20 protein-coding genes and 1 pseudogene are annotated in these 26,690 nt (G+C 63.4%); 14 read left to right on the forward strand and 7 right to left on the reverse strand.

The features are described from left to right. Positions 1–51: 51 nt before the first annotated feature. Positions 52–657 (forward strand): dienelactone hydrolase family protein, encoded by a 606-nt coding sequence (locus J5286_RS18805; protein ID WP_209191728.1) that lies wholly within the window; start codon positions 52–54, stop codon positions 655–657. A 96-nt stretch (positions 658–753) separates the two neighbouring features. Here J5286_RS18805 and J5286_RS18810 read toward each other — a convergent pair whose 3' ends face one another. From J5286_RS18810 to J5286_RS18820, 3 genes are read right to left on the reverse strand one after another with little or no spacing between them, the layout of a single operon-like run. Then, on the reverse strand, positions 754–2,271 hold the full coding sequence (locus J5286_RS18810) for a tripartite tricarboxylate transporter permease (protein WP_018899791.1): 1,518 nt from the start codon (positions 2,269–2,271) through the stop codon (positions 754–756). Between the two features lie 22 nt (positions 2,272–2,293). Then, complete coding sequence (locus tag J5286_RS18815; protein WP_111563415.1) at positions 2,294–2,785, reverse strand: tripartite tricarboxylate transporter TctB family protein; 492 nt, start codon at positions 2,783–2,785, stop codon at positions 2,294–2,296. Next, positions 2,782–3,726, reverse strand: a complete 945-nt coding sequence (locus tag J5286_RS18820; protein WP_111563451.1) for a Bug family tripartite tricarboxylate transporter substrate binding protein — start codon at positions 3,724–3,726, stop codon at positions 2,782–2,784. The genes J5286_RS18815 and J5286_RS18820 overlap by 4 nt, the downstream gene beginning before the upstream one ends. Before the next feature lie 326 nt (positions 3,727–4,052). Between J5286_RS18820 and J5286_RS18825 the strand changes: the two genes are divergently transcribed. Continuing rightward, positions 4,053–4,253 carry a hypothetical protein gene (locus tag J5286_RS18825; RefSeq protein ID WP_112942864.1) on the forward strand — a complete coding sequence of 67 codons (201 nt, stop codon included), beginning with the start codon at positions 4,053–4,055 and terminating at the stop codon, positions 4,251–4,253. Between the two features lie 155 nt (positions 4,254–4,408). Here J5286_RS18825 and J5286_RS18830 read toward each other — a convergent pair. Both J5286_RS18830 and J5286_RS18835 read right to left on the reverse strand, forming a co-directional pair. Continuing rightward, a pseudogene (locus J5286_RS18830) lies at positions 4,409–4,813 on the reverse strand (response regulator); the annotation flags it as partial. A gap of 267 nt (positions 4,814–5,080) precedes the next feature. After that, the gene (locus J5286_RS18835) at positions 5,081–6,148 is read right to left on the reverse strand and encodes an ABC transporter substrate-binding protein (protein ID WP_209191677.1); all 1,068 of its coding nucleotides are present in this window, start codon (positions 6,146–6,148) and stop codon (positions 5,081–5,083) included. A 164-nt stretch (positions 6,149–6,312) separates the two neighbouring features. Between J5286_RS18835 and J5286_RS18840 the strand changes: the two genes are divergently transcribed. The 3 genes from J5286_RS18840 (at position 6,313) to J5286_RS18850 (ending at position 10,309) form a co-directional block, all read left to right on the forward strand. Further along, positions 6,313–8,163 (forward strand): adenylate/guanylate cyclase domain-containing protein, encoded by a 1,851-nt coding sequence (locus J5286_RS18840; RefSeq protein WP_209191678.1) that lies wholly within the window; start codon positions 6,313–6,315, stop codon positions 8,161–8,163. Positions 8,164–8,234: 71 nt separating this feature from the next. Next, complete coding sequence (locus J5286_RS18845; protein WP_209191679.1) at positions 8,235–8,939, forward strand: response regulator; 705 nt, start codon at positions 8,235–8,237, stop codon at positions 8,937–8,939. After that, on the forward strand, positions 8,936–10,309 hold the full coding sequence (locus tag J5286_RS18850) for a sensor histidine kinase (RefSeq protein WP_209191680.1): 1,374 nt from the start codon (positions 8,936–8,938) through the stop codon (positions 10,307–10,309). The genes J5286_RS18845 and J5286_RS18850 overlap by 4 nt, the downstream gene beginning before the upstream one ends. Before the next feature lie 36 nt (positions 10,310–10,345). Here the strand turns inward: J5286_RS18850 and J5286_RS18855 are convergent, their stop codons facing one another. Further along, positions 10,346–10,744 carry a type II toxin-antitoxin system VapC family toxin gene (locus tag J5286_RS18855; RefSeq protein WP_209191681.1) on the reverse strand — a complete coding sequence of 133 codons (399 nt, stop codon included), beginning with the start codon at positions 10,742–10,744 and terminating at the stop codon, positions 10,346–10,348. Continuing rightward, positions 10,741–11,016: an AbrB/MazE/SpoVT family DNA-binding domain-containing protein gene (locus J5286_RS18860; RefSeq protein WP_209191682.1), complete on the reverse strand. Its 276-nt coding sequence runs from the start codon at positions 11,014–11,016 to the stop codon at positions 10,741–10,743. The genes J5286_RS18855 and J5286_RS18860 overlap by 4 nt, the downstream gene beginning before the upstream one ends. 159 nt (positions 11,017–11,175) lie before the next feature. Between J5286_RS18860 and J5286_RS18865 the strand changes: the two genes are divergently transcribed. The 9 genes from J5286_RS18865 to glgC all read left to right on the forward strand — a co-directional run bounded on the left by J5286_RS18865 (position 11,176) and on the right by glgC (position 26,690). Then, positions 11,176–14,496, forward strand: coding sequence for a transglutaminase family protein (locus tag J5286_RS18865; RefSeq protein WP_209215371.1), 3,321 nt, complete (start codon positions 11,176–11,178; stop codon positions 14,494–14,496). A gap of 13 nt (positions 14,497–14,509) precedes the next feature. Beyond that, the gene (locus J5286_RS18870; protein WP_209191684.1) at positions 14,510–16,927 is read left to right on the forward strand and encodes a circularly permuted type 2 ATP-grasp protein; all 2,418 of its coding nucleotides are present in this window, start codon (positions 14,510–14,512) and stop codon (positions 16,925–16,927) included. A 4-nt stretch (positions 16,928–16,931) separates the two neighbouring features. After that, the gene (locus J5286_RS18875) at positions 16,932–17,810 is read left to right on the forward strand and encodes a transglutaminase family protein (RefSeq protein ID WP_209191685.1); all 879 of its coding nucleotides are present in this window, start codon (positions 16,932–16,934) and stop codon (positions 17,808–17,810) included. Positions 17,811–17,995: 185 nt separating this feature from the next. After that, complete coding sequence (locus J5286_RS18880) at positions 17,996–18,985, forward strand: TadE/TadG family type IV pilus assembly protein (protein ID WP_245206279.1); 990 nt, start codon at positions 17,996–17,998, stop codon at positions 18,983–18,985. Between the two features lie 95 nt (positions 18,986–19,080). Further along, complete coding sequence (locus J5286_RS18885) at positions 19,081–19,245, forward strand: hypothetical protein (protein WP_209191686.1); 165 nt, start codon at positions 19,081–19,083, stop codon at positions 19,243–19,245. A 5-nt stretch (positions 19,246–19,250) separates the two neighbouring features. Beyond that, positions 19,251–20,468 carry a pilus assembly protein TadG-related protein gene (locus J5286_RS18890; RefSeq protein WP_209191687.1) on the forward strand — a complete coding sequence of 406 codons (1,218 nt, stop codon included), beginning with the start codon at positions 19,251–19,253 and terminating at the stop codon, positions 20,466–20,468. A 273-nt stretch (positions 20,469–20,741) separates the two neighbouring features. After that, the gene (locus tag J5286_RS18895) at positions 20,742–23,204 is read left to right on the forward strand and encodes a glycogen/starch/alpha-glucan phosphorylase (protein WP_209215372.1); all 2,463 of its coding nucleotides are present in this window, start codon (positions 20,742–20,744) and stop codon (positions 23,202–23,204) included. Further along, complete coding sequence (gene glgB, locus J5286_RS18900; RefSeq protein ID WP_209191689.1) at positions 23,201–25,408, forward strand: 1,4-alpha-glucan branching protein GlgB; 2,208 nt, start codon at positions 23,201–23,203, stop codon at positions 25,406–25,408. Before J5286_RS18895 ends, glgB begins: the two co-directional genes overlap by 4 nt. A gap of 19 nt (positions 25,409–25,427) precedes the next feature. Continuing rightward, positions 25,428–26,690: a glucose-1-phosphate adenylyltransferase gene (gene glgC, locus J5286_RS18905; protein WP_018899809.1), complete on the forward strand. Its 1,263-nt coding sequence runs from the start codon at positions 25,428–25,430 to the stop codon at positions 26,688–26,690.

Consider the following 26,690-nt stretch of genomic DNA (forward strand, 5'->3'; position numbering starts at 1 on the left):
CCCATGGAATTCCCCCGCCCCCCCCATACCTACCCCTCCCGGAGGTAACCCATGGCCGAAGTCCTGCTCTTTCACCACGCCCAGGGCCTGACATCAGGCATCCATATCTTCGCCGATCACCTGCGCGATGCCGGCCATGTCGTGCACACGCCTGATCTCTTCGACGGCCATGTCTTTGCAAGCATCGACGAGGGTATGGCCTATATCCAGGCGACCGGTTTCGATGCGCTGCGCGAGCGCGGCGTCAGGCTGGCCGACGACCTGCCGGCCGAGCTTGTCTATGCCGGCTTCTCCTTTGGCGTCGTGCCGGCGCAGCAGCTGGCGCAGACGCGGCCCGGCGCGCGCGGCGCGCTTCTGTTCCACGCCTGCCTGCCGATATCGGGCGAGTGGTCCTTCGGCCCATGGCCTGAGGGCGTGCCAGTGCAGATCCATGCCATGGATGCCGACCCGATCTTTATGCGCGAGGGCGATATCGATGCCGCCCGCGAGATCCTGGAGCATGTGAAAGAGGCGAGCCTTTTCCTCTACCCCGGCGACCAGCACTATTTCGCCGACAGCTCGCTCCCCTCATGGGATTCCGACGCCGCCGAAGTGCTCACCCGCCGCGTCCTCGATTTCCTCAGACACGTCAACGGCGCCGGCGACGGCCTGCCTTGAGGGAGAACCGGCCTGACGAAAACGGCCGGCGGATGTCTCCATCGCCGGCCGCAAGTCTTGGGGTTTGGGCAGTCTTTTTCTTTGTCTAAAGGCGGCTCAGTCTTCGCTGGCCGCCATCTGTGTCAGCACATCGCCGCGCCCGCGCAAGCGAAGGATGAGCGGCAGGATCAGCGCCAAGGCCGCCAGACCGAGCAGCACGGCGGCGATCGGCGATTGCACGAGCGTCGTCACGTCGCCCTGGCTGATGGCGAGCGCGCGGCGCAGCTGCTGCTCCGCCAGCGGTCCGAGGATCAGGCCGACGATGACGGGCGCGATCGGATAGTCGAAGACGCGCATGACATAGGCGATCAGCCCGAACACCAGCAACATGCCGAGTTCGAACACCGAGGGATTGGCGCCGATCGTACCCAGCGTCGCAAAGACCAGGATGCCGGCATAGAGCCACGGCTTCGGGATCGTCAGCAGCCGCACCCACAGCCCGACCAGCGGCAGGTTGAGGACGAGCAGCATCAGGTTGGCGATGAGCAGCGAGGCGATCAGGCCCCAGACGAGCTGCGGATTGGTGGCAAACAGCAGCGGCCCCGGTTGCAGGCCATATTGCTGGAAGCCGGCCAGCATGATCGCCGCCGTTGCCGAAGTCGGCAGGCCGAGCGTCAATAGCGGCACCAGCGTGCCGGCGGCCGAGGCATTGTTGGCGGCTTCCGGGCCGGCGACGCCTTCGATCGCGCCGTTGCCGAATTCTTCCGGATGTTTGGAGAGTTTCTTTTCGGTCGCGTAGGAGAGGAACGTGCCGATCTCGGCGCCGCCGGCCGGCATGGCGCCGATCGGGAAACCGATGACGGTGCCGCGCAGCCACGCCTTCCAGGAGCGTGCCCAGTCCTGCGCCGTCATCCAGACCGAGCCCTTGATCGCCTCGATCTTGTCGGGTGCCGACGCACCCTGTGCTGCGATGAACAGCGTCTCGCCGATCGCAAACATCGCCACCGCCATCGTCGTCACCTCGATGCCGTCGAGGAGATCCGGAACGCCGAAGGAAAGCCGGTTCTGGCCGGTCAGCTGATCGATGCCGACAAGCGACAGCGCAAGACCGATAAACAGCGAGGTGAGGCCGCGAAGCGACGAATTGCCAAAGGCCGAAGACACGGTAACGAAGGCGAGGATCATCAGCGCGAAATATTCGCGCGGACCGAAGACGAGGGCGATCTTGACGATCAGCGGCGCGATGAAGGCAAGCGCCAGCGTGGCGATCAGGCCGGCGACGAAGGAGCCGATCGCCGCGGTGGCGAGAGCCGGCCCGCCGCGTCCGGCGCGCGCCATCTTGTTGCCCTCGAGCGCCGTGACGATCGAGGCGCTTTCGCCGGGCGTGTTCAAGAGGATCGATGTCGTGGAGCCGCCATACATGCCGCCGTAGTAGATGCCGGCGAACATGATCAGCGAGCCGGTCGCGTCGAGCTGGTAGGTGACGGGCAAAAGAAGCGCCACTGTTGTGGCCGGGCCGATGCCGGGAAGCACGCCGACCATGGTGCCGAGCGTGACGCCGATCAGCGCATAGAGCAGGTTCATCGGCTCCATCGCCGAGACCAGGCCCTGTAGAAGAAATTCGAATGTGCTCATGATGCTACTCTCAGGGCTCCCGTCAATGGATCAGGTGTTCCAGCGGTCCCGCCGGAAGCGAAAGCTGAAGCACAACGGCAAAAAGCCAGTAGATGCCGAGACAGATGACGATGCCGACAGGAATGCTGATCCAGATCCTGCGGGCGCCGAAGCCGGCGGCGGCAAGACCGAACAGGGCGCCGGTGGCAATCGAAAAGCCGAGCGGCCGGATCAGCACCATCTGCGCGACGAGACCGGCGACGACCCAGACGACCGGGCCAAACTCCTGGCGCTCGCGCTCGGGAAAATCGCGGCGGAATGCGGCAAAGACGGTCCAGACGCCCAGGCCGACGAGGACATAGGCGATCCAGTGCGGCACCGTCGCCGGGCCGACCTGCGAATAGCCCGTCGTCTCGTTGAGGCGCGCCACGTCGAAGAAGATGACGGCCGCCATGGCGACCAGCACGGCGGCAATAACAAGCGCCGCCCAATCAGGGCGGCGCTGTTGCGATGTCACTTGGTTTTCGGGGTTCATTTAACCAGTCCGATGTCTTTCAGGATCGTTTCCGTCGCGGAAATGTCCTGCGCGAGCTGTGCTTCGAATTCCGGACCGGAGAGATAGGTGTCCATCCAGCCCTTGGTCTTCAGGTTGTCCTGCCAGGTCTTCGACTTGGCGAGCTTCTCGACATCGTCAGTCACGGCCTTCTTCTGCTCGTCGGTAAGGCCGGGAGCGGCAGCAACCATGCGCCAGTTCTGCAGCACGACGTCGAAGCCGGATTCCTTCAGCGTCGGCGCGTCGATACCGTCGACCTTCTTGTCGGCCGAGATCGCCAGCAGGCGCAGAGCACCGGCCTTGATCTGGCCTTCGAATTCGCCATAGGACGATACGCCGGCCGTCACCTGACCGCCGAGGATGGCGGCCAGAGCCTCGCCGCCGCCGGAAAACGCGATGTAATTGATCTTGGTCGGATCGGCACCGGCAGCCTTGGCGAGCAGGCCGACGAGAATGTGGTCGGTGCCGCCGGCAGAACCGCCACCCCAGGAAACCGCGCCCGGATTTTCCTTCAGCTTGGCGACGAGATCCGCGACCGTCTTGATATCGGAATTCGCCGGCACGACGATGGCCTCGTATTCGCCGGTCAGGCGGGCGATCGGAGTAACGTCCTTGAGGGTCACCGGCGACTTGTTGGTCAAGATGGCGCCGACCATGACATAGCCGCCGACGAGCAGGGCGTTCGGATTGCCCTTCTGCTGGCTGGCGAACTGGGCGATGCCGATCGTGCCGCCGGCGCCCGGAACGTTCATGACCTGAACTTTTCCGGAAATCTTCTCGCTCTGCAGCGAGGTTTGCATGGTGCGGGCCGTCTGGTCCCAGCCGCCGCCGGGAGCGGCAGGCGCCATGATCGAATAGTCGGCGGCATAGGCCGGCAGCGCGATGGCCGCCGCGAAAATGCTGGTCAGGAAAATATGCTTCAAGAGACTGTCCTCCAAATGCGCGGTCTGTGACCACGCGTTGTTCTCGATCGGATCGGGAAGGACAGCGCACACGGACGCGAAAACGCATCCGAAATATCTGGCGAAACTCCTCCCGAAACTTCCCCTATCCGCCTCCACGGAGTTGAAGTTCGTCAAAAGGGACCACAACAAGCTGTCATTTAGCTGACACCCCGCGCTTATCCAGTCAGGACGGACACTTTTTTGCCGCAATTCGAATTCGTGCCCGAAACTGCAGATTTCTGATTGATGTCGGGAACCCTTGTCGCCCTTCGACGTTAGACGAAAGTAATAGGGGAATTTGCGCCATGAGCACGCACATCGACATCAACCAGATCAACGACGACCGCCAGAATGACCGCTTGCGGGAAGTCTGGAGCGTCGCCGATTTTTCGCGCCGTCACCGGCTGGAAAAGGAAGAGGAGCAGCGCCTTTTCAAGCTGTTTGGCTCCTTCGCGACAAAGCAGGAACTGCTCTCGAACGCCCAGCGCCCCTGCCGATTCCGCTGAGAAGCGGAGCGTCGCGCGAATAGGTCAAAACACCCATCCCTGGCGAACACCACGGGCGCGCTATCGAGCGGCCCGCACATACGGCATGATCGCGGCGCCTAAGCGGACCTATTTTCACATCAGACAAATGAGATTTTAGCGAACCGCCCTGCGGCTCACGATGCCAGCGGCATCAGGAAGCGCGGCGAGATCAGCGATTTTCCGAAGCGGATCGCGGCCGCGTAATCAAGCGCTTCCGACACCTTCTCCGGCCAATGCGGCTTCGACACGACGCCAACGGCGCTGCGGCTGTTGCGCACCATCTCGGGATTGCCGGTGACGAATACGACGGTCACGCCATGCTCGCTAGACAAACGCTCGGCAATCGCAGGACCGGTCACGCCATCGGCAAGCTGAACATCCACCAGCGCCACTTCTGCCTGATCTGCAAGCTCCAGCGCTTCGTCCAGCGTTCGGGCCGGGCCGATGACGGTGTGACCGAGATCCTCGACGATGGATTCGAGATCGAGCGCGATCAACAATTCGTCTTCGACAATAAGAATATTCATGCGGTAGTGCCCATATCTGTGGAATGCATGCCAGCCTGAAACTCGAAAACGCGTGACGCCGCGATTGGTTCCCGACCTTTCCAATTTCCTAATATGGAGCCCGAGGGTTAAAAGAATAGTAGCCGCGCCATACCAATTTTGGGCTTTAAATGTTCAATACAAACCCCGCATGTCCCCGGCAAAACCGATGAAATCGGGCGAAAATATACTTATGCAACCCATCCGATATAAATGCGCCAAAACAACACGCCGAGCGCTTATCTGACGCTTAGCTAGCATCTACTGCGTGCGCAGCACCTCGTTCCAATGCGCGATCAGCCGCGCGCGCTTCACCTGGTCGAGATAGACCATCAGGCCGGGGCTGACAGGCACGGGCCTCAGCTGCGCGCCGAGCAGCGCCTGCATAGTGTTCGCGGTGTTTTCGCCGGTCACCTCGGGGCTGACGGCGGGGATCTGCAGCTCGCGCGCCATGATCGTCTGCCCCTCCTTCGACATGAAGAAGGAGAGATAGCGCCGCCCAAGCTCCGGATTGGCCGCCGCCTGCGGCACCAGCCCGATCCGCGACATCACGACCGTATAGTCCTTCGGCAGCACGATGCCGACTTGCGGGTTACGCTTGGCCCAATCCGCCGCGTAGGAGCCGAGAATATTGTAGCCGAGCACGAAGCGTCCGTCCGACACCCGCTCCAGGATTGCCGAGCTCGTCGAATAAAGCTTCACCCCCGCCGCCCCCATGGCGCCGATGACCGACCAGATATCGCCGAACTGCTCCTGGTCGCGCGCCATGAACAGGAAGCCGACGCCGGAGCGCTCGATATCATAGGTGCCGATCCGCCCATGCACCGCATCGCCCTTGCGCTTCAGATAATCGACGAACTCGGCGCGTGAGCTCGGCGGCTGTTCATTGACGAAGCTCGGCTTGTGATAGACGAAGACGGCGGGCTCGAAGGTCAGCGCATAGGCGGTGTTGCGCCAGTTCGCCCATTTCGGCCAGATCCCGCTCATCGGCAGGTTGCTCGGCTGCGCATAGCCGTCGTTGGAAAGCTTCACCTGCAGGTCCATCGCCGACGAAAAGGCGAAATCCGCCGTCGGCTTCCCCGCGTCCGTCTCCTGCACGATGCGATCGTAGATCTCCCCGGTCAGCATGTCCTCGTAGGTGACGGCGACGTCGGGGTTCGCCTCCTGAAATCCGCGGATCATCGGCTGCGCCAGCGGCTCGTCGAGCGACGAATAGACGACGAGCACGGGTGCCGAAGCATTGCCCGACACAGCCGGATAGAAGATCGGCTCCGCCAGGGCCAAGCCCGGACAGAGCAACATCAACGCAAATAGTGGCAGTCTCCTCATGCGATGAGAATGCATGACTGCGCCATAAGGCACAAGTGAGCACCACCCACGCTATGCTGCACATGCTCAATGCCCGCCCAAAGGCGTAACCGTCGCGCGCGACAAGCAGCACCAAAGACGTTAGACTTCAAGCGACCCAGTTGCCCTATCACGCGGAGGCCGCATTGGAGCGACGACTGACAGCCATCCTCGCCGCCGATGTCGTCGGTTATTCCAGGCTGATGGGCATCGACGAAACAGGCACGCTGAAGGCCTTCAACCGTCACCGCGTCGAGCTGATCGAGCCGGCGATTCTCGAATATGGCGGCCGGGTGGTGAAGCTGCTCGGCGATGGTCTGCTGGTGGAATTCGGCAGCGTCGTCAACGCGGTCGCCTGCGCCGTCGAAATCCAGCGCGGCGTAGCACTCGGCAATGCCGAGGTGCCCGAGGAACGCCGCATCCGCTTCCGCATCGGCGTCAATCTCGGTGATGTTATCGTCGAGGGCGGCGATATCTTCGGCGACGGCGTCAATGTCGCGGCAAGGCTCGAGGCCGTCGCGGACCCCGGCGGCATTGCCGTCTCCTCCTCGGTCCGCGACCATGTCGGTGCCCGTCTCGACCTGCGCTTCGAAGATCGCGGCCGTCAGACACTGAAGAACATCGAGCAGAAGGTCCATGTCTACGCCGTGCTCGTTGATCTCCCTGATCAGAGCACGGGCGTGGCCTCCGAAACGCCCATCGCCGGCACGCGCTCCATCGTCGTGCTGCCCTTCACCAACATGAGCGGCGATCCCGACCAGGAGTATTTCTCAGACGGTCTGACGGAAGACATCATCACCGACCTGTCGAAGATCTCGGGCCTGCTGGTTACGCCGCGCAACACCACCTTCGCCTACAAGGGCCGCGCCATGAAGATCGGCCAGATCGCCTGCGAGCTCTCGGTTCGCTATGTGCTGCAGGGCAGTGTTCGCACATCCGGCGGCCGCGTGCGCATCAGCGCCCAGATGATCGACGCCTGCAACGAGGATCACCTCTGGGCCGATCGCTACGACCGCGACCTCACCGACATCTTCGCCATCCAGGACGAGATCGCGCATGCGATCGTCGGCCAATTGAAGGTCAAGATGCGCCCGGAGGAAGTGCGCGCGCTGGAAAGCGACCCCACCACCAATGTCGAGGCCTACACCTACTATCTGCGCGGCCGCAAGTTCGCCCGCACCATGACCATGTCCTACCTCATCATGGCGAGGCGCATGTTCTACAAGGCGGTCGAGCTTGATCCGAATTATGCCCGCGCCTATGCCGGCATCGCAGATTGCGACAGCGCGCTCTACATTTGGTACGCCGCCGAGCTGCCGATCGACGAGATCCTCGAGATGACATCAAAGGCGCTGGCGCTGGACCCAAATCTCGCCGAAGCCCATGCCGCCCGCGCCATCGCGCTGCATCACGCCGCCCGCGACGGAGAAGCCGACATCTATTTCGCCCGGGCGCTGGCGCTCGACCCCAATCTCTTCGAGGCCAACTTCCACTTCGCCCACCGCCTGTTCAAGCGCGGCCAGTTCGAGGACGCGATCATCTATTTCGAGCGTTCCGCCAGCCTCTACGGCGATGACTACGTCTCCCCGGTCCTGCTCGCCGCCGCCTTCCGCTCGCTCGGACTTCCCGAGGATGGCCGCAAATGGGCGGCCGAAGGGGCTGTTCGCGCCGAACGCGCCGCCGAGCAGAACCCCGGCAACTCCGCCCCTGTCCACCGCGCGGCGCTTGCCTACGCGCAGATCGGTGACGACAAGCGTGCCGTCTCCTGGATCAACCGCGCGCTCGCCATGGACCCGCATGACGTCATCACCCGCTACAACGCCGTCTGCGTCCACGCTTTGCTTGGAGAAACCGACCGCGCCGTCGAGCATATGCAGCAATTGCTCCCCAATAGCTCCTCCTACCAGATCGGCTGGTTCGAAAACGATTCAGACCTCGACAACATCCGCTCCGACCCACGCTTCATCGAGCTGATGGCCGCCATCGCTGAGCAGTGAAGCCGTAAAAAGCGCATCGTGACATCGCCAGCGCCGCCCTGTAGTCTCCGGCGAGATCGAGGGGAGGATCCGTGCGCATTCTACTGGTGGAGGATAATATCGCGCTGGCCGACGGGCTGTCGGCCATTCTGCGCGGCACCGGCCATGCCGTCGATGTCGTCCATGATGGCGCATCCGCCAATGCGGTGACGGCGGCCGAGAGCTTCGACCTCGTGGTGCTCGATCTCAACCTGCCCGAGATGGACGGCCTCGACGTGCTGCGCGCCATGCGCGCCCGCCAGAACCAGGCCGCCGTCCTGATCCTCACCGCACGCGGCACGCCGGAAGAGCGCGTCAAGGGCCTCGACCTCGGCGCCGACGACTATCTGATAAAACCCTTCGACATCTCCGAATTCGAGGCCCGGGTGCGCGTTCTCCTGCGCCGCCAGGCCGGCCTGCATTCGGCAACCGTCAGCTTCGGCGGCCTGTCGCTCGATCTGAATTCGCGCGCCTTCTTCTCGGGCAGCACACCGCTCGACATCCCCGCCCGCGAGCTCGGCCTGCTCGAAATCCTCTTCATGCGCGCCGGCAAGGTGGTGTCGAAGGAAGCGATCATCCAGTCGCTCACCGCCTTCAACGACGACATCTCCGCCAACGCCATCGAACAATATGTCAGCCGCCTCAGAAAACGCCTCGCCCCACATGGGCTGACGGTGAAGACCGCGCGGGGGATCGGCTACTATCTCGACAAGCTGCCCGAGCCCGCACCCGATATTGCCGCTCCCGAGGCCTCATGACAGCGGCCTATTCGCTCCGCCGTCGCCTCCTCTTCTGGCTGCTGATCTCCACCGCCGTGATCGGCATCGTGGCGCTGGCGGACACCTATCGCGAGGCCGTGCAGACCTCCAACATCGTCTCCGACCGCGTTCTCGCCGGCTCGGCGCTGGCAATCGCCGAGCGCGTCGTGGTCGCCGAGGACGGTTCGCTGCAGGTCGACATCCCCTATGTGGCGCTGGAAATGCTGACATCGGCGGCACAGGACCGCGTCTTCTACCGTGTCGACGGCCCACCCGGCGACTTCATCACCGGCTACCAGGCGCTCCCCGTCATCAAGAACACCAAGGGCGACGGTGCTGCCTTCGCCGACGATCGCTTCCGCAACGAGCCGATCCGTGTCGCCACCCTCAACCGCTCGGCCTCGACGGGCATCCGCTCGGTCCCCTTCACCGTCACCGTCGCCGAAACCACCATCGCCCGCCGCCAGCTCGCCCGCGCCATCCTGCTGCGCTCGGCGCTGCGCCTCTCCGTGATGATCCTCGGCGCCGCCATCATCGTCTGGATCTCGGTCACGGTGGCGCTGCGCCCGCTCTACAAGCTGCGCGACGCGATCGGCGAGCGCAGCCCCGACGACCTGCACCCGATCGAGCAATCCGTCCCGAGCGAAGTCCAGCCGCTGGTCGATACCGTCAACGGTTTCATGATCCGGCTCGAACAGGCGCTGGACGCGCTGCGCAACTTCACCGGCAACGCCAGCCACCAGCTGCGCACCCCGCTCGCCATCATCCGCACACAGCTGGCGCTTTCCGCCCGCGCCACCTCGCTCGCCGATGCCCAGGCCGTCGCGTTGAAGGGCGACCAGGCCGTGGCGCATGCGGAACGCGTGCTCGCCCAGCTGCTCCTGATGGCGAAGATCGACGCCGCCACATCGCGCGAGGCACTGACGGCCATCGACCTCACCGCCATCGCCCAGGAGATCACCGGCGAACTCATCCCCACAGCATCGGCCGCCGGCATCGACCTAGGCTTCGAGGGCGACAAACAAGAGATGATCCGCGCCGAACCGCTCCTGATCGGCGAACTCCTGCGCAACCTTACAGGCAACGCCATCGCCTATGCCGGCCACGGCGCCGAAGTCACCGTCCGCATCCGCGGTCTCGACGATGCCGTACTGCTCGAAGTCGAAGACAACGGCCCCGGCATCCCACCCGACCAGCTCGCCGCCGTCCGCCGCCGCTTCTCCCGCGCCGACCAATCCGGCGCACCAGGCGCTGGATTGGGCTTGCCGATCGTCGAGGAGATTTGCGGGTTGTTTGGTGCGACGCTGGCGCTGGAGGCGGGAATTGGTGGTAGGGGGTTGAGGGCGACGGTCAGGTTTGGGCGAAAATAGCAAAGGCCAGTGTTTGGCTTTCCGCAGCCGGCCCGCTCATTTCAGCAACAAGCCCGCTCCGCCCTGCGCTTGCACCAGCTGCACCGCCTTCTTGTCGAACGTTACGAAGGTCTCCGCGCCCAGCCATTGCCCCTCGTAGGCAATGGCGCCGTCCGCGAAGTCGCCGCCGGCATCGAGCATGGCGAGGCCCGCCTCGATGGCTGGCCGGTTGGCGACAAGGTTGTGCATCTTGAGAACACGGCGGATCGCGGCAGCGATGTCGGGCTTGCCAACGCGGTAGCTTCTGTCGAGCACCCACGCGAATTCACAGAGCGCGGGAATGCTGACCGCAATCAGTTCGGCACGTTCGAGCGCGTCAATCGCAACCTGCTGCTGCGCGGCGTCATCGCCGACGATGAGGCGCAGCAGCACATTGGTGTCGAGGCCGATCTTCACTTGCGCGTCAGTCCAGCCGTTCCGGCCGCAGCCCCCGCCTCGGCGATGGCGTCGTTGATCTCCTCGATCGAAAGCCTGGCGCCGTTGGTCTTGCCCTTTAGCATGCCGGCGAGTTCATGCCAGCGACCGCTGCCTTGGTCGGCTCTGAGCTCCGCCCGTCCGTCGGGCAGCAGCTCTACCCTGATCTTGCCGCCCGGCTGGATACCCAGATGCTGGAGTACATCTTTCCGGAACGTCACCTGTCCGCGGGTTGTCACCGTCAATGTCGTCATGATCCGGTCTCCCATTCAGAAAATAAGGTAATGCAGTAATGCATTACTTTCAAGCTGCGCGAGGCCGACTCCTACCTTGCATTCTCTCGCTGCATTGCACACACTGCACTTGGGAACAGCAAATGCCGTACAACGATACGGCCGCGGATAAGGCAGTCCATGTCGATCAAAGCCAGCATCTATCACCTGACGCATTACAAATACGACAAGCCGGTCCGCCTCGGGCCCCAGATCATCCGCCTCAAGCCCGCGTCGCATTCCAAGACGCGGGTGATCAGTCATTCGCTGAAGGTCTCGCCGGCGAACCATTTCGTGAACTTGCAGCAGGATCCCTACGGCAATTATCTGGCCCGCTACGTCTTCCCCGACCCGGTGACCGAGTTCAAGATCGAGGTCGATCTCGTCGCCGACATGACGGTCTATAACCCCTTCGATTTCTTCATCGAGGAGAGCGCCGAAATGTGGCCCTTCTCCTATCCGGAGGAGATCAGGGACGACCTGAAGATCTACATGCAGCCGCAGCCGGTGGAGTCGGCGCTGGCAGCCTATCTCTCGGGCATCGACCGCACGCCGATGCGAACCACCGATTTCATCGTCGGCCTCAATGCCCGGCTGAAGAACGACGTCGAATATGTCATCCGCATGGAGCCCGGCGTGCAGTCGCCGGAGGAGACGCTGAAACTGGCGCTCGGCTCGTGCCGCGATAGCAGCTGGCTGCTCGTCGAAATCCTCCGCAATCTCGGCTTCGCCGCCCGCTTCGTCTCCGGCTATCTCATCCAGCTGACGCCGGATCTGAAGGCGCTCGACGGCCCATCCGGCACCGAGGTCGATTTCACTGATCTGCATGCCTGGTGCGAGGTCTATATCCCCGGCGCCGGTTGGATCGGGCTCGATCCGACTTCGGGCCTCTTAACCGGCGAAAGCCACATCCCTCTTGCCGCCACCCCGCACTACAGCAACGCCGCCCCGATCTCCGGTGCGCTCTACGGCCACGCCAACACCGAATTCGCCTTCGACATGAAGGTCACGCGTGTCGCCGAACATCCGCGCATCACCAAGCCCTTCTCCGACGACAGCTGGGACGAACTCAACGCGCTCGGCGCCAAGGTCGACAGTATCCTGCAGGCAGAAGACGTCCGCCTCACCATGGGTGGTGAGCCGACCTTCGTCTCGATCGACGATTTCGAATCCGCCGAATGGAACACCGAGGCCGTCGGCCCGACCAAGCGCGAAAAGGCCGATATCCTGATCCGCAAGCTGCGCGAGCGCTTCGCCCCCGGCGGCTTCCTGCATTATGGCCAGGGCAAGTGGTATCCCGGCGAAAGCCTGCCGCGCTGGACCTTCTCGCTCTATTGGCGCAAGGACGGCAAGCCGATCTGGCGCAATCCCGAGCTCATCGCTGGCGAAGGCAAGGACACAGGTGTCGCGGCCGACGACGCCGCCAACCTGCTCGGCGCCATCGCCCAGGAACTGGCGATCGACACCGACATGGTGCTGCCGGCCTACGAGGACCCGGCCGAATGGATCCTCAAGGAAGGCAGCCTGCCCGACAATGTCGATCCCTCCAATTCCAAGCTGAAGGACCCGGAAGAACGCAACCGCATCGCCCGCGTCTTCGAGCGCGGCCTGACGACGCCAACGGGCTATATCCTCCCCGTCCAGGCCTGGAACGCCCAGGCATCCGGCCAGCGCTGGATGAGCGAGCGGTGGAAGACGCGGCGCGGCAAGATCTTCCTTGTGCCCGGCGACAGCCCCGTCGGCTACCGCCTGCCGCTCGGCACGCTGCCCTACGTACCGCCCGCCCGCTTCCCCTATATCCACCCCGCCGACCCATCCATTCCCCGCAGGCCGCTGCCCGATGTCTTCGTGCCCTCGGGCCGCGCCATGCCGGAAGCCTCGCGCCACAGCGAAGAGGTCGGCCAGAGCCGCGTCGAGCAGACGCTGGGCGAGATCGGCGGCGCCGTGCGCACCGCGATCTCGGTGGAGCCGCGCGACGGCCGGCTTTGCGTCTTCATGCCGCCGGTCGAGCGCATCGAGGATTATCTTGAGCTGATCGCGGCCGCCGAAAACGCCGCCGCCGAGCTCGGCCTGCCCGTCCATATCGAGGGTTACTCCCCGCCGCAGGACGAGCGCATCAACGTCATCCGCGTCGCCCCCGATCCCGGCGTCATCGAGGTCAACATCCACCCGGCCTCCAACTGGCAGGACTGCGTGGCGATCACCAGCGTCGTCTACGAGGAGGCCCGCCAGTCGCGGCTCGGCGCCGACAAGTTCATGATCGACGGCCGCCACACCGGCACCGGCGGCGGCAACCATGTGGTGGTCGGCGGCGCCAATCCCGGCGACAGCCCGTTCCTACGCCGCCCCGACCTGTTGAAGAGCCTGGTGCTGCACTGGCAGCGCCATCCCTCGCTCTCCTACATGTTCTCAGGCATGTTCATCGGCCCGACCAGCCAGGCACCGCGCATCGACGAGGCCCGCCACGACAGCCTCTACGAACTGGAAACAGCACTCGCCCAGATCCCCGCGCCAGGCAAGGGCGTAACCCCTCTACCCTGGATTACCGACCGCCTGTTCCGCAACCTGCTGATCGACGTCACCGGCAACACCCACCGCGCCGAGATCTGCATCGACAAGCTGTTTTCGCCCGACGGCCCGACCGGCCGGCTCGGCCTCGTCGAGTTCCGTGGCTTCGAAATGCCGCCGAACGCGCGCATGTCGCTTGCCCAGCAGCTTCTGGTCCGCGCCCTCATCGCCCGCTTCTGGCAGAACCCGGCCGATGGCCGCTTCGTGCGCTGGGGCACGACGCTTCACGACCGCTTCATGCTGCCGCACTTCGTCTGGCAGGATTTCCAGGACGTGCTCGCCGATCTCAAGCAGAACGGCTTCGACCTCAGCCCGGAATGGTTCAAGGCGCAGCTCGAATTCCGCTTCCCCTTCTGCGGCGAGGTCGAATACGAGGGCTCGAAGCTGGAACTGCGCCAGGCGCTGGAGCCCTGGAACGTCATGGGCGAGGAAGGCGCGATCGGCGGCACCGTGCGCTATGTCGACAGCTCCGTCGAGCGCCTGCAGGTGAGGCTCGAGACCAGCAATTCGTCCCGCTACACCGTCACCTGCAACGGCCGCACCGTGCCGCTGACGCCGACGGGCACCGCTGGCGTCTCGGTCGCCGGCGTTCGCTTCAAGGCATGGCAGCCGGCGTCGGGATTGCACCCGCTACTGCCGGTCAACACCCCTCTCACCTTCGACATTTATGATACATGGTCGAAGCGTTCGATCGGCGGCTGCATCTATCATGTTGCCCATCCGGGCGGGCGTAACTATGACACCTTCCCGGTCAATGGTAACGAAGCCGAAGCCAGGCGTCTGGCGCGATTCGAGCCATGGGGGCATACATCGGGCGGCTATATCCCCGCGATCGAGACCGGATCGCCGGAGTTCCCGCTGACGCTGGATCTGAGAAGACCGGCAGGCATTTAGACTTTAGGGGTTCATGGGCAAGAAACCGGCAAGAGAGCTGCGGCAGCAGAAGAGCGAGCGCATCGGCAACGAGGCGGTGCTCGGCTATCGCCCGCCGCCCGGCGTCGCCGACGAGATGGTCGACCAGAACGGCGCGATCCGCCCGGTCTGGCAACGCTTCATGGCGCATCTGAGCGGCATGCCGGAAAAGGACCTGACCGAGCGCTTCGCCCGCGCCGACCGCTATCTGCGCGATGCCGGCGTCTTCTACCGCGCCTATGGCAGCACCGGCAGCGCCGAACGTTCCTGGCCGCTCTCGCCCATCCCCGTCTTGATCGACGAGCGCGAATGGGAGAGCCTGTCGGAAGGCCTCGTCCAGCGCGCCGACCTGCTCGAAGCGATCGTCGCCGATATCTATGGCGACAACAGGCTGGTCGAGGATGGCGTGCTGCCGCCGGCGCTGATCGCCTCCAATCCGGAGTTCCAGCGCCCGCTCGTCGGCGTCAAGCCGGCCGGCGGCCACTATCTGCATTTCTGCGCCTTCGAGGTCGGTCGCGGCCCCGATGGCAACTGGTGGGTTCTGGCAGACCGCACACAGGCCCCCTCCGGCGCCGGCTTCGCGCTGGAAAACCGCGTGGCAACCACCCGCGCCTTCTCCGACATCTATGCGGAAACCCCGGTGCACAGGCTCGCCTCCTTCTTCGGCGCCTTCCGCGATGCGTTGCAGGGCATGAAGCACAGCGGCGACGACCGCATCGCCGTGCTCACCCCCGGCCCCGCCAACGAGACCTATTACGAACACGCCTACATCGCCCGCTATCTCGGATTCATGCTGCTCGAGGGCGAGGACCTGACCGTCGTCAACGGCAAGGTGATGGTGCGCACCGTCTCCGGCCTGAAGCCGATCACCGTGCTCTGGCGCCGCCTCGATTCCGCCTATGCCGATCCGCTCGAGCTCAACCAGACCTCGCACATCGGCACGCCGGGCCTTGTGGAAGCGCTGCGCGCCGAAAGCGTCACCATCGTCAATGCGCTCGGAAGCGGCATCATCGAAACGCGCGCGCTGCTCGCCTTCATGCCCACCATCTGCCGCCGCCTCTTCGGTGAGGAGCTGAAGATGCCGTCGATCGCCACATGGTGGTGCGGCCAGAAGAGCGAGCGCGACCATGTCGCCCAGAACATCGAGAAGATGGTGATCGGCCCGGCCTATTCGCGTGCGCCCTTCTTCGACGACAATGGTGAATCCGTGCTCGGCTCGGCGCTGCGCGCCACCGCCCGCGATTCCATCGGCGACTGGCTGAACACCGATGGCCCCAAGCTCGTCGGCCAGGAAGCGGTGACGCTCTCGACCACGCCAAGCTGGGTGAACGGCAAGCTGGTGCCGCGGCCGATGTCGCTGCGCGTCTTCGCCGCCCGCACAAAGAACGGCTGGCAGATCATGCCCGGCGGCTTCGCCCGCATCGGCGCCGGCGACGACGTGGCGGCGATCGCGATGCAGTCGGGTGGCGCCGCCGCCGACGTCTGGATCGTTAGCGACAAGCCCGTCGAGCGCCACACACTGCTGCCGACTGAGGCGAGCTTCACCCGCAACATGCCGGGCAGCCTGCCCAGCCGCGCCGCCGACAATCTCTTCTGGCTCGGCCGCTATATCGAGCGCGCCGAAGGGGCGTTGCGCATCCTGCGCGCCTGGCACGCCCGCTTCGCCGAGGCCGCCGATCCGAGCCAGCCGCTGCTGGCCGATGTCAGCGCCTATCTCGCCGCGGTCGATATCGACACCGAGGACGCGGTGCCCGACACGCTGCTGCGCAACATCGACAGCGCCGTCTATTCGGCCAGCAACATCCGCGACCGCTTCTCGCCGGATGGCTGGCTGGCGCTGACCGATCTCGCCAAGACCGCCCGCCGCTTCCACGCCACCGTATCGCCGGGCGACGACGCCAGCCATGCGATGACGATCCTGTTGCGCAAGCTCGCGGGCTTCGCCGGTCTCGTGCATGAAAACATGTACCGCTTCACCGGCTGGCGCTTCCTGTCGCTCGGCCGCCATATCGAGCGCGCGCTGCACATGACCCGCCTGCTCGGCCACATGTCCGGCCCCGAGGCGCCCGATGGGGCGCTCGACATGCTGCTCGAGATCGGCGACAGCGTCATGACCCACCGCCGCCGCTACAATGTCAACACCGCGCGGCTGACTGTCACCGACCTGCTTGCGCTCGACGGGCTGAACCCGCGCTCGATCCTCTTCCAGATGAACGAGATCCTGCGCGAGGTCGAGCAGCTGCCGAATGCACTGAGCAACGGCCAGATGTCGCCCTTCTACCGCGAATCCATGCGCCTGCGCTCCGGCCTCGCCGTCATGACGCCCGAGACGATGACCGACGACGTCTATCGCAGCCTCGAACGCGAGCTTGAGAACCTCTCCGATCTCCTCGCGCAAACCTATCTGGGGTGATGTTGTGCTCTACGATCTGTCGCTGCACATGGGCTATAGCTACGACTGGCCGGCCTCCGGCGCCCGCCACATCATGCGCCTCCTGCCGCTGTCGCTGCCCGATCGCCAGCGCCTGATCGCGGGCTCCATCAAGGTCTCGCCGACCCCGGACGAGCAGTCGAATTTCACCGATTTCTTCGAGCATCCCGCGACCTCCTTCATGGTCCGCGCGCCCCACGAGAAGCTCGACATCCGCATGCATGCCCGCGTTCAGGTCGAGAGCCACTCGATCACGGCCGATTTCTCGCCCGTGCTCGCCGATCTGCCGGAGGAGATCGCAGGCGTCTGGTCGCTGAAGCCGGGCTCGCCGCATCACTTTCTCGGCAACAGCCCGCGCCTGATCGAAACGCCCATAATTTCGGATTACGCCCAAGGCGTCGTCCAGCCCAGGCTGACCGTGCTGGAGATCGCGACCGCCCTCTGCGCCGCGATCCACAAGGACTTCACATACGACGCCGAGGCGACCAACGTCGACACCACGCCGATCGAGGCCTTCCGGCTGAAGCGCGGCGTCTGCCAGGATTTCAGCCATGTGATGATCCAGGCGCTGCGCAGCCTCGGCATTCCCGCGGGCTACGTCTCCGGCTTCCTGCGCACCATCCCGCCACCGGGCAAGGAGCGTCTCGAAGGCGCCGACGCCATGCATGCCTGGGTGCGCGTCTGGTGCGGCGAGACCACCGGCTGGGTGGAGCTCGACCCCACCAACAACATCCCCGCCGGCACCGACCACATCGTCGTCGGCTACGGCCGCGACTACTCCGACGTCGCCCCCGTCATCGGCGTACTGAAGAGCTATGGCGGCCAGCGGGCGGTTCAGGCGGTTGATGTCATTCCGGTGAAGTAGGGGCGGCCGTCCGACCACATGGTGAACGCCGTCACGGGAATCGACCCGGTCGGCATCGGTTTCGCGCAAAACCGCGCAGGAAAGCGACAATTCAATAAAGTTCGAATAAACGCATAAAGCCGACCTCAATGGATATGGCCCATGACTATTGTCACGACCAGGGCAACTCCATTCGGGTGAACATGATGAACACCTTGCATACGCTTAAGGCCACACTTGCCGGCCTGTTCAACGACCGCGGCGGCAACTTCGCCATGGTGACGGCCTTGATCGCCACCCCGCTGCTTCTGGCGGGCGGCGCTGCGATCGACTTTTCCAACGCGTCCGCGCAAAGGACGAACTTGCAGGAAATTGCCGACGCGACCGCGCTCGAAGGCGGCAAGATCTTCGACGGTACCAATCTTGCCGCAGCCACCACCACGGCCCAGGCTTTCCTCAAGGGCTACTCCGCGCAGATGCCGAGCAATGTCACATCGAGCATGACCGCAGATGGCAGGACGTTCAAGGTTTCCCTGAACGCGGCGGTTGACACGTCGCTGATGAAGATCGCCAATTACAACTCGATCCCGATCAGTGCCGACGCTGCGGCCATCGCGCCGATGAAGCCGCAGAAGGTCACGCTGACGCCGACCAATGCCCAGGGCTACTGGTACAAGGTCGTGTCGATCATCGTCGTGCGTCCGGACACGACCGCCGAAGTGGTGCTGGGCACCTACACCTACCAGCCGACAACGCAAAATGACGGCGGCCAAGGCACGAAGACCATGAGTCCTGCCGGCGCCATCGATCTTGGCAAGTATACCAAGCTGGTGCTGAAGATGGACATCAAGACCGACGGCTGCCCGCTCGGCGCTTATGCGACTGTCGACAGCAAGAAGAACGTCACCTGCAACGTGATCGCCGCCAAGGATAAGAACAAGAGCCAGTACATCGGCTACTTCTCCTACAACAACACGCTCCGAACCGATAACCCGGCGACCAGCAACTACCTGTTTGTCGACGGCACGCAGATGCCCCAGGGCATCAACTTCCCGCTGGAAAAATACTTCGGTTGCGCGAAGCCGCAAAGCCACGCCTGGGAAGACGGCGGTGGTTGGGATCGCCAGGATATCTTCTACACGATCTCGTCGGATTGCACCGCTACCGACAGCAACTACGTCCGCCTGACGCAGTAACATCGATCTCATCGCAACAAAAAGCCGCCCCGAACGATCCGGGGCGGCTTTTCTGTTGTCGCGAAACCTGAGGATGGTCACGCGACGCGATGGTGATGCATGAACGCAACAGCGCCGAACGCAGTTTGGCGAAAAGCCACGTCGCTCCCGAATTCGTGTTGGAAAGCAACATTCCATTAAAATTGAAGCAAACCCGTAAAAACAAGCTCAATGAATTGGGCGCATCACTGCCACATTGTCAAAAGCAACTATTCGGGTGAGCATGATGAACACCTTGCTATTTATGATGAATGGCATTTCCCGATTGATGTCCAATCGGGACGGAAATTTCGCGATCACGACGGCGTTCGTGATTCCGGTCCTGTTCGGCGCGGGAAGCCTCGCTGTCGATGTAGCCAGTGCGGCCATGTCGAAGCGGCAATTGCAGGAAGCGGCCGATTCCGCGGCGCTCGCCACGGCATCGGCGCTGGCCGACGGCAAGATCGACACATCAGGGGCTGCCGCCTTCGCCAAGGATTTTATCGCCGGCCAGATGGCGAACTATCTCTCGGATACGACCGCGCTGAAGGACGCCACGACCGCCACGGCGACGAAGTCGACCTCAGGCGCCGCGACCAGCTATAGCGTCAGCATTTCGTCGAGCTACACGATGCAGTTCAGCGGCCTGGCGCAGGTCGCCGGCTTCAAGACGACGCAGATCGGGGTATCGAGCCAGACGGCCGGCGGCTATTCCGAGACGCAGGGTTCTGTCTCGATGTTCCTTGCGCTGGATAAGTCCGGCTCGATGGACTACGCGACGACGACGGTCAACGCAACGCAACCTACAACCACGTACACCTACTCTTGCGGCACCTGGTATCAGCCTAAAACATGCACAGGAACTCAGACCAACTATTACTCGAAGATCGAGGCGTTGAAACTGGCCGTTGGCAGTCTGACGACTCAGCTTGAGACTGCCGATCCGACGCACATCTACGCACGCACGGGTGCGGTATCTTACGATATCAAGGAATATGCCGCCAGTAAGCTTGCCTGGGGTACCAGCGCTGTTACAGCCTACGTTAACGCGCTCGACGCGGACGGCGGGACGAACTCAAGCGACGCCATGAACACGGCATTCACCTCTTTGACGGCAAAGAACAGCGCCGGAAACGACAGCGAAGATGCGATACACTACGCAAAGACGAAGCAGATCCCGAAGAAATACATCGTCTTCATGACCGATGGCGACAACAACGACGACAAATGGGGCGGGCGCTCCTATGACACGGCGACAAAGGCCACCTGTGACGCCGCCAAGGCCAAGGGCATCGAAATCTTCACTGTTGCCTTCATGGCTCCGACAACCGGGCAGAAGCTTCTGAAGAATTGCGCTACGGACGCAAGCCATTACTTCCAGGCTGAAAGCATGGCCGACCTCCTGGCCGCCTTCAAGAAGATCGGCGCCAAGGCCGCCAACCAGACGACGCGCCTGATCAACTGATCGCGCAATCCCACAAAACAAAAAAGCCGCTCCGGAACAAACCGGAGCGGCTTTTCGTTGTTGTGCAATCCGGTCTATCAAAATCAGAAAGCCGATAAAAATCAAGTTCTTTCCGTCGTCCACGGGTGCCCCGCGTCAATTTTTCCGTTTGCCGGTTTTCCCTTGTTGCAAGTGCGTAGTAACGGTGCATAAACTGCATCGCTAGTGCGTGAGTAAATCGATTGAAGTACGTATAACCTACTGAAACCAAAACAGAATTGGCGAGCCCTGACGATGACCCCCGTTTCGAAGCCCACCATCCCCTCTCCCGCACCGCGCAGTTCCAAGCCGGAAATTCTCGCAGAAGAAATCATCGAACGTCTGACCTACCGCATCGGCAAGGATGCCAAGGTCGCCAAGCCGCATGACTGGCTGACCGCAACCATCCTCGTCATCCGCGACCGCATCATCGACAAGTGGATGGAGAGCACCCGCAAGGTCTACGCCACGGGCGCCAAGCGCGTTTACTATCTATCTCTCGAATTCCTCATCGGCCGCCTGATGCGCGATGCCGTGTCCAACCTCGGCCTGATGGAAGAGGTACGTGACGCGCTCGCTTCGCTCGGCATCGATGTGTCAGTCATCGCAGGCCTCGAGCCGGATGCAGCGCTCGGCAATGGCGGTCTCGGCCGCCTCGCCGCCTGTTTCATGGAGAGCATGGCCACCGTCGACGTGCCCGCCTATGGCTACGGCATCCGCTACGTCCACGGCCTGTTCCGTCAGCAGATGGCCGATGGCTGGCAGGTCGAGCTGCCGGAAAGCTGGCTTGCCCACGGCAACCCCTGGGAATTCGAACGCCGCGAGAGCGCCTATGAAATCGGCTTCGGCGGCTCGGTCGATGTCGCCAACGGCGCCGATGGCGAACCGCGCTATGTCTGGAAGCCGGCCGAGCGCGTCATCGCCGCCGCCTTCGACACGCCCGTCGTCGGCTGGCGTGGCAAGCGCGTCAACACGCTCCGCCTCTGGTCGGCCCAGCCGATCGACCCGATCCTGCTCGATGCCTTCAACGCCGGCGACCATATCGGCGCGCTGCGCGAGAGCAACAAGGCCGAAAGCCTGACCCGCGTTCTCTACCCGGCCGACGCGACGCCTGCCGGTCAGGAGCTGCGCCTGCGCCAGGAGTTCTTCTTCTCGTCCGCCTCGCTGCAGGACATCCTGCGCCGTCACCTGCAGCAGTACGACGATTTCACCTCGCTGCCCGACAAGGTGGCGATCCAGCTGAACGACACCCATCCGGCCGTCTCCATCGCCGAACTGATGCGCCTGCTCTGCGACGTGCACGGGCTGGAGTTCGACCAGGCCTGGGACATCACCCGCGGCACGATCGCCTACACCAACCACACGCTTCTGCCCGAGGCGCTGGAAAGCTGGCCGGTGCCGTTGTTCGAGCGTCTCCTGCCGCGCCACATGCAGATCATCTACGCGATCAACGCCAAGGTGCTGCTCGAAGCCCGCAAGACCAAGAACTTCTCCGACACCGAGATCCGCTCGATCTCGCTGATCGAGGAAGGTGGCAGCCGCCGGGTGCGCATGGGCAACCTCGCCTTCGTCGGCTCGCATTCGATCAACGGCGTCTCGGCGCTGCACACCGACCTGATGAAGGTCACCGTCTTCGCCGACCTACACAAGCTCTATCCCGACCGCATCAACAACAAGACCAACGGCATCACCCCGCGCCGCTGGCTGCAGCAGTGCAATCCGGGTCTGACGGGCCTGATCCGCGAGGCGATCGGCGACGATTTCCTCGACGACGCCGAAAAGCTGCGTGCGCTCGACAAGTTCGCCACCGACAGCGCCTTCCAAGATAAGTTCGCGGCCGTCAAGCACACCAACAAGGTGGCGCTTGCCAATCTGGTTGCATCGCGCATGGGCGTGAAGCTCGATCCGTCGGCGATGTTCGACATCCAGATCAAGCGCATCCACGAATACAAGCGCCAGCTCCTTAATGTCATCGAGGCGGTCGCGCTCTACGACCAGATTCGCTCGCACCCCGAGCTGGACTGGGTGCCGCGCGTAAAACTCTTCGCCGGCAAGGCGGCGCCGAGCTATCACAACGCCAAGCTGATCATCAAGCTGATCAACGACGTTGCCCGCACCATCAACAACGACCCGGCCGTGCGCGGCCTGCTCAAGGTCGTCTTCGTGCCGAACTACAACGTCTCGCTGGCCGAGGTCATGGTTCCGGCCGCCGATCTCTCCGAGCAGATCTCGACTGCCGGCATGGAAGCGTCTGGCACCGGCAACATGAAGTTCGGCCTCAACGGCGCGCTCACCATCGGCACGCTCGATGGCGCCAATGTCGAAATGCGCGACAATGTCGGCGCCGACAATATCAAGATCTTCGGCCTGCGCGCCGATGAGGTCGCCAACCTGCGCGCCGACGGCCACAATCCGCGCGCCATCATCGAAGGCTCGCACGAGCTGTCGCAGGCGCTCTCGGCCATCGGCTCCGGCGTTTTCTCGCCGGATGACCGCAACCGTTATTCCGAGCTGATCGAGGGCATCTATTCGCACGACTGGTTCATGGTCGCCGCCGATTTCGACGCCTACGCCCAGGCCCAGCGCGAAGTCGACGAACTCTGGAACGACAAGTCCGCCTGGAGCGAAAAGACCATCCGCAACACCGCCCGCATGGGCTGGTTCTCGTCGGACCGCACGATCCGGCAGTATGCCAAGGAAATCTGGAGAGCCGGATGAAAACGCCGAAGGCGACCCCTGAAGTCAAGCTTCCCTGGGAAATTTCGGCAGATGAAATAGCGGCGATCCTTGCCGGCGCGCATTCCAATCCGTTTGCCGTTCTGGGCGTCCACAAATCGGGCAGCGTTTACGTTGCCCGATGCTTCATTCCCGGTGCCGAAGAGGTCACCGCGATGTCGCTCGACGGCACCGCGATCGGCGATCTGGCGCTCCAGCATCCCGATGGCTTCTTCGCCGGCACCATCTCGGTCAACAAGCAGGTGCCGGTGCGCTATCGCGCCCGCCGTGGCGACGCCGAATGGGCCGTCACCGACCCCTACAGCTTCGGCCCCGTTCTCGGGCCGATGGACGATTACTATGCCCGCGAAGGCTCCGATCTGCGCCTCTTCGACAAGATGGGCGCGCACTGGATCAAGCACGAGGGCGCGCAAGGCATCCACTTCGCCGTCTGGGCGCCGAACGCGCAGCGCGTCTCCGTCGTCGGCGATTTCAACAATTGGGATGGCCGCCGCCACGTCATGCGTTTGCGCGCCGGCGCCGGCATCTGGGAAATCTTCGCCCCCGATGTGCCCACAGGCTTCGCCTACAAGTTCGAGATCCGTGGCCAGGACGGCGTGCTCTTGCCCCTCAAGGCGGACCCCTTCGCGCGCCGCAGCGAGCTGCGCCCGAAGAACGCCTCGGTGACCACGCCTGAGCTGTTGCAGGAGTGGGAGGACGAAGCCCACCTCAAGCACTGGAGCGAGATCGACAAGCGCCGCCAGCCGATCTCGATCTACGAGGTGCATGCCGGCTCCTGGCAGCGCCGCGACGACGGCACGTTCCTCTCCTGGGACGAGCTCGCCGCCCGCCTGATCCCCTACTGCGTCGACATGGGCTTCACCCATATCGAGTTCCTGCCGATTACCGAGCACCCCTATGATCCGTCCTGGGGCTACCAGACGACGGGCCTCTATGCCCCCACTGCCCGCTTCGGCGAGCCGGAGGGGTTCGCCCGCTTCGTCAACGGCGCCCACAAGGTCGGCATCGGCGTCATCCTCGATTGGGTGCCGGCGCATTTCCCGACCGACGAGCATGGCCTTGGCTGGTTCGACGGCACCGCGCTTTACGAGCACGAGGACCCGCGCAAGGGCTTCCACCCCGACTGGAACACGGCGATCTACAATTTCGGCCGCACCGAGGTCGTGTCCTATCTGGTCAACAACGCGCTCTACTGGTCCGAGAAATTCCATCTCGACGGCCTGCGCGTCGATGCCGTCGCCTCAATGCTCTACCTCGATTACTCCCGCAAGCACGGCGAGTGGATCCCCAACGAATATGGCGGCAACGAAAACCTCGAGGCCGTCCGCTTCCTGCAGAACATGAACACCCGCATCTATGCCGAGCACCCCGGCGTCATGACCATCGCCGAGGAATCGACGTCGTGGCCCAAGGTGTCGCAGCCGGTGCATGAAGGCGGCCTCGGCTTCGGCTTCAAGTGGAACATGGGCTTCATGCACGACACGCTGAGCTACATGAGCCGCGAGCCAGTGCACCGCAAGCACCACCACAACGAACTGACCTTCGGCCTGCTCTACGCCTACTCGGAAAACTTCGTTCTGCCGCTGTCCCACGACGAGGTGGTGCACGGCAAGGGTTCGCTGATCGCCAAGATGCCCGGCGACGACTGGCAGAAGTTCGCCAACCTGCGCGCCTATTACGCGCTGATGTGGGGCTATCCCGGCAAGAAGCTTCTGTTCATGGGCCAGGAATTCGCCCAGTGGAGCGAATGGAACGAGGCCGGCTCGCTCGATTGGAACCTGCTTCAGTACCGCATGCACGAGGGCATGCGCCGCCTGGTGCGCGACCTCAACTTCACCTACCGCAGCAAGCCGGCGCTGCACGCGCGCGACTGCGAAGGCGAAGGCTTCGAATGGCTGGTGGCCGACGACCACGAGAACTCGGTCTTTGCCTGGCTGCGCAAGTCGCCGGGTGAAAAGCCGGTCGCCGTCATCTGCAACATGACGCCTGTATACCGCGAGAACTACGCCGTCAGGCTGCCCACCGAAGGCCGCTGGCGCGAAATCCTGAATACCGATGCCGACATCTATGGCGGCAGCGGCAAAGGCAATGGCGGTCGTGTCCAGGCGGTCAACGCCGGCGGCACCGTCGTTGCATCACTGACCTTGCCGCCGCTGGCGGTTATCATGCTTGAACCTGAGACTTGAGACTGGTGGGAGGAAGACAATGGTAGAAAAACGCATTCAGCCACTTGCCCGCGATGCAATGGCCTATGTTCTCGCCGGCGGCCGGGGGAGCCGTCTGAAGGAACTCACCGACCGACGCGCCAAGCCCGCGGTCTATTTCGGCGGCAAGTCACGCATCATCGATTTCGCGCTGTCCAACGCGCTGAACTCCGGTATCCGCCGCATCGGCGTCGCCACGCAATACAAGGCGCACTCGCTGATCCGCCACATGCAGCGCGGCTGGAACTTCTTCCGCCCCGAGCGCAACGAGAGCTTCGACATCCTGCCGGCCTCCCAGCGCGTCTCCGAGACGCAGTGGTATGAAGGCACCGCCGACGCCGTCTACCAGAACATCGACATCATCCAGGACTACGGCGTCGAGTACATGGTCATCCTCGCCGGCGACCACGTCTACAAGATGGACTACGAATACATGCTGCAGCAGCATGTCGACAGCGGCGCCGACGTCACCATCGGCTGCCTCGAAGTGCCACGCATGGAAGCCGTGGGCTTCGGCGTCGTGCATGTCGACGAGACCGACCGCATCATCGATTTCGTCGAAAAGCCCGCCGATCCGCCTGCCATTCCCGGCAAGCCGGACAGCGCTTTCGCCTCGATGGGCATCTACGTCTTCCGCACCAAGTTCCTGATCGAGGAACTGCGCCGCGACGCCGCCGATCCGAATTCCAGCCGCGACTTCGGCAAGGACATCATTCCCTATATCGTCAAGAACGGAAAAGCCGTCGCCCACCGCTTCGCCAATTCCTGCGTGCGCTCCGATTTCGAGCGCGAGCCCTACTGGCGCGACGTCGGAACCATCGATGCCTACTGGCAGGCCAATATCGACCTGACGGCGATCGTTCCCGAACTCGACATCTACGACAAGTCCTGGCCGATCTGGACCTATGCCGAAATCTCGCCGCCGGCGAAGTTCGTCCACGACGACGAGAACCGCCGCGGTTCCGCGACCTCCTCGGTCATCGCCGGCGATTGCATCATCTCCGGTGCAACGCTCAACAACAGCCTGCTCTTCACCGGTGTGCGCGCCAATTCCTACTCGAAGCTTGAGGGCGCCGTCGTGCTCCCGAGCGTCAAGATCGGCCGCCACGCGCAGTTGACGAATGTCGTCATCGACCACGGCGTCGTCATTCCGGAAGGTCTGGTCGTCGGCGACGACCCGGTTCTCGACGCCAAGCGTTTCCGCCGCTCCGAAGGCGGGATCTGCCTCATCACGCAGCCGATGATCGACAAGCTGGATATGTAA

Origin of the sequence: Rhizobium sp. 16-488-2b, assembly GCF_017741815.1 — a bacterium.
GTDB lineage: Bacteria > Pseudomonadota > Alphaproteobacteria > Rhizobiales > Rhizobiaceae > Rhizobium.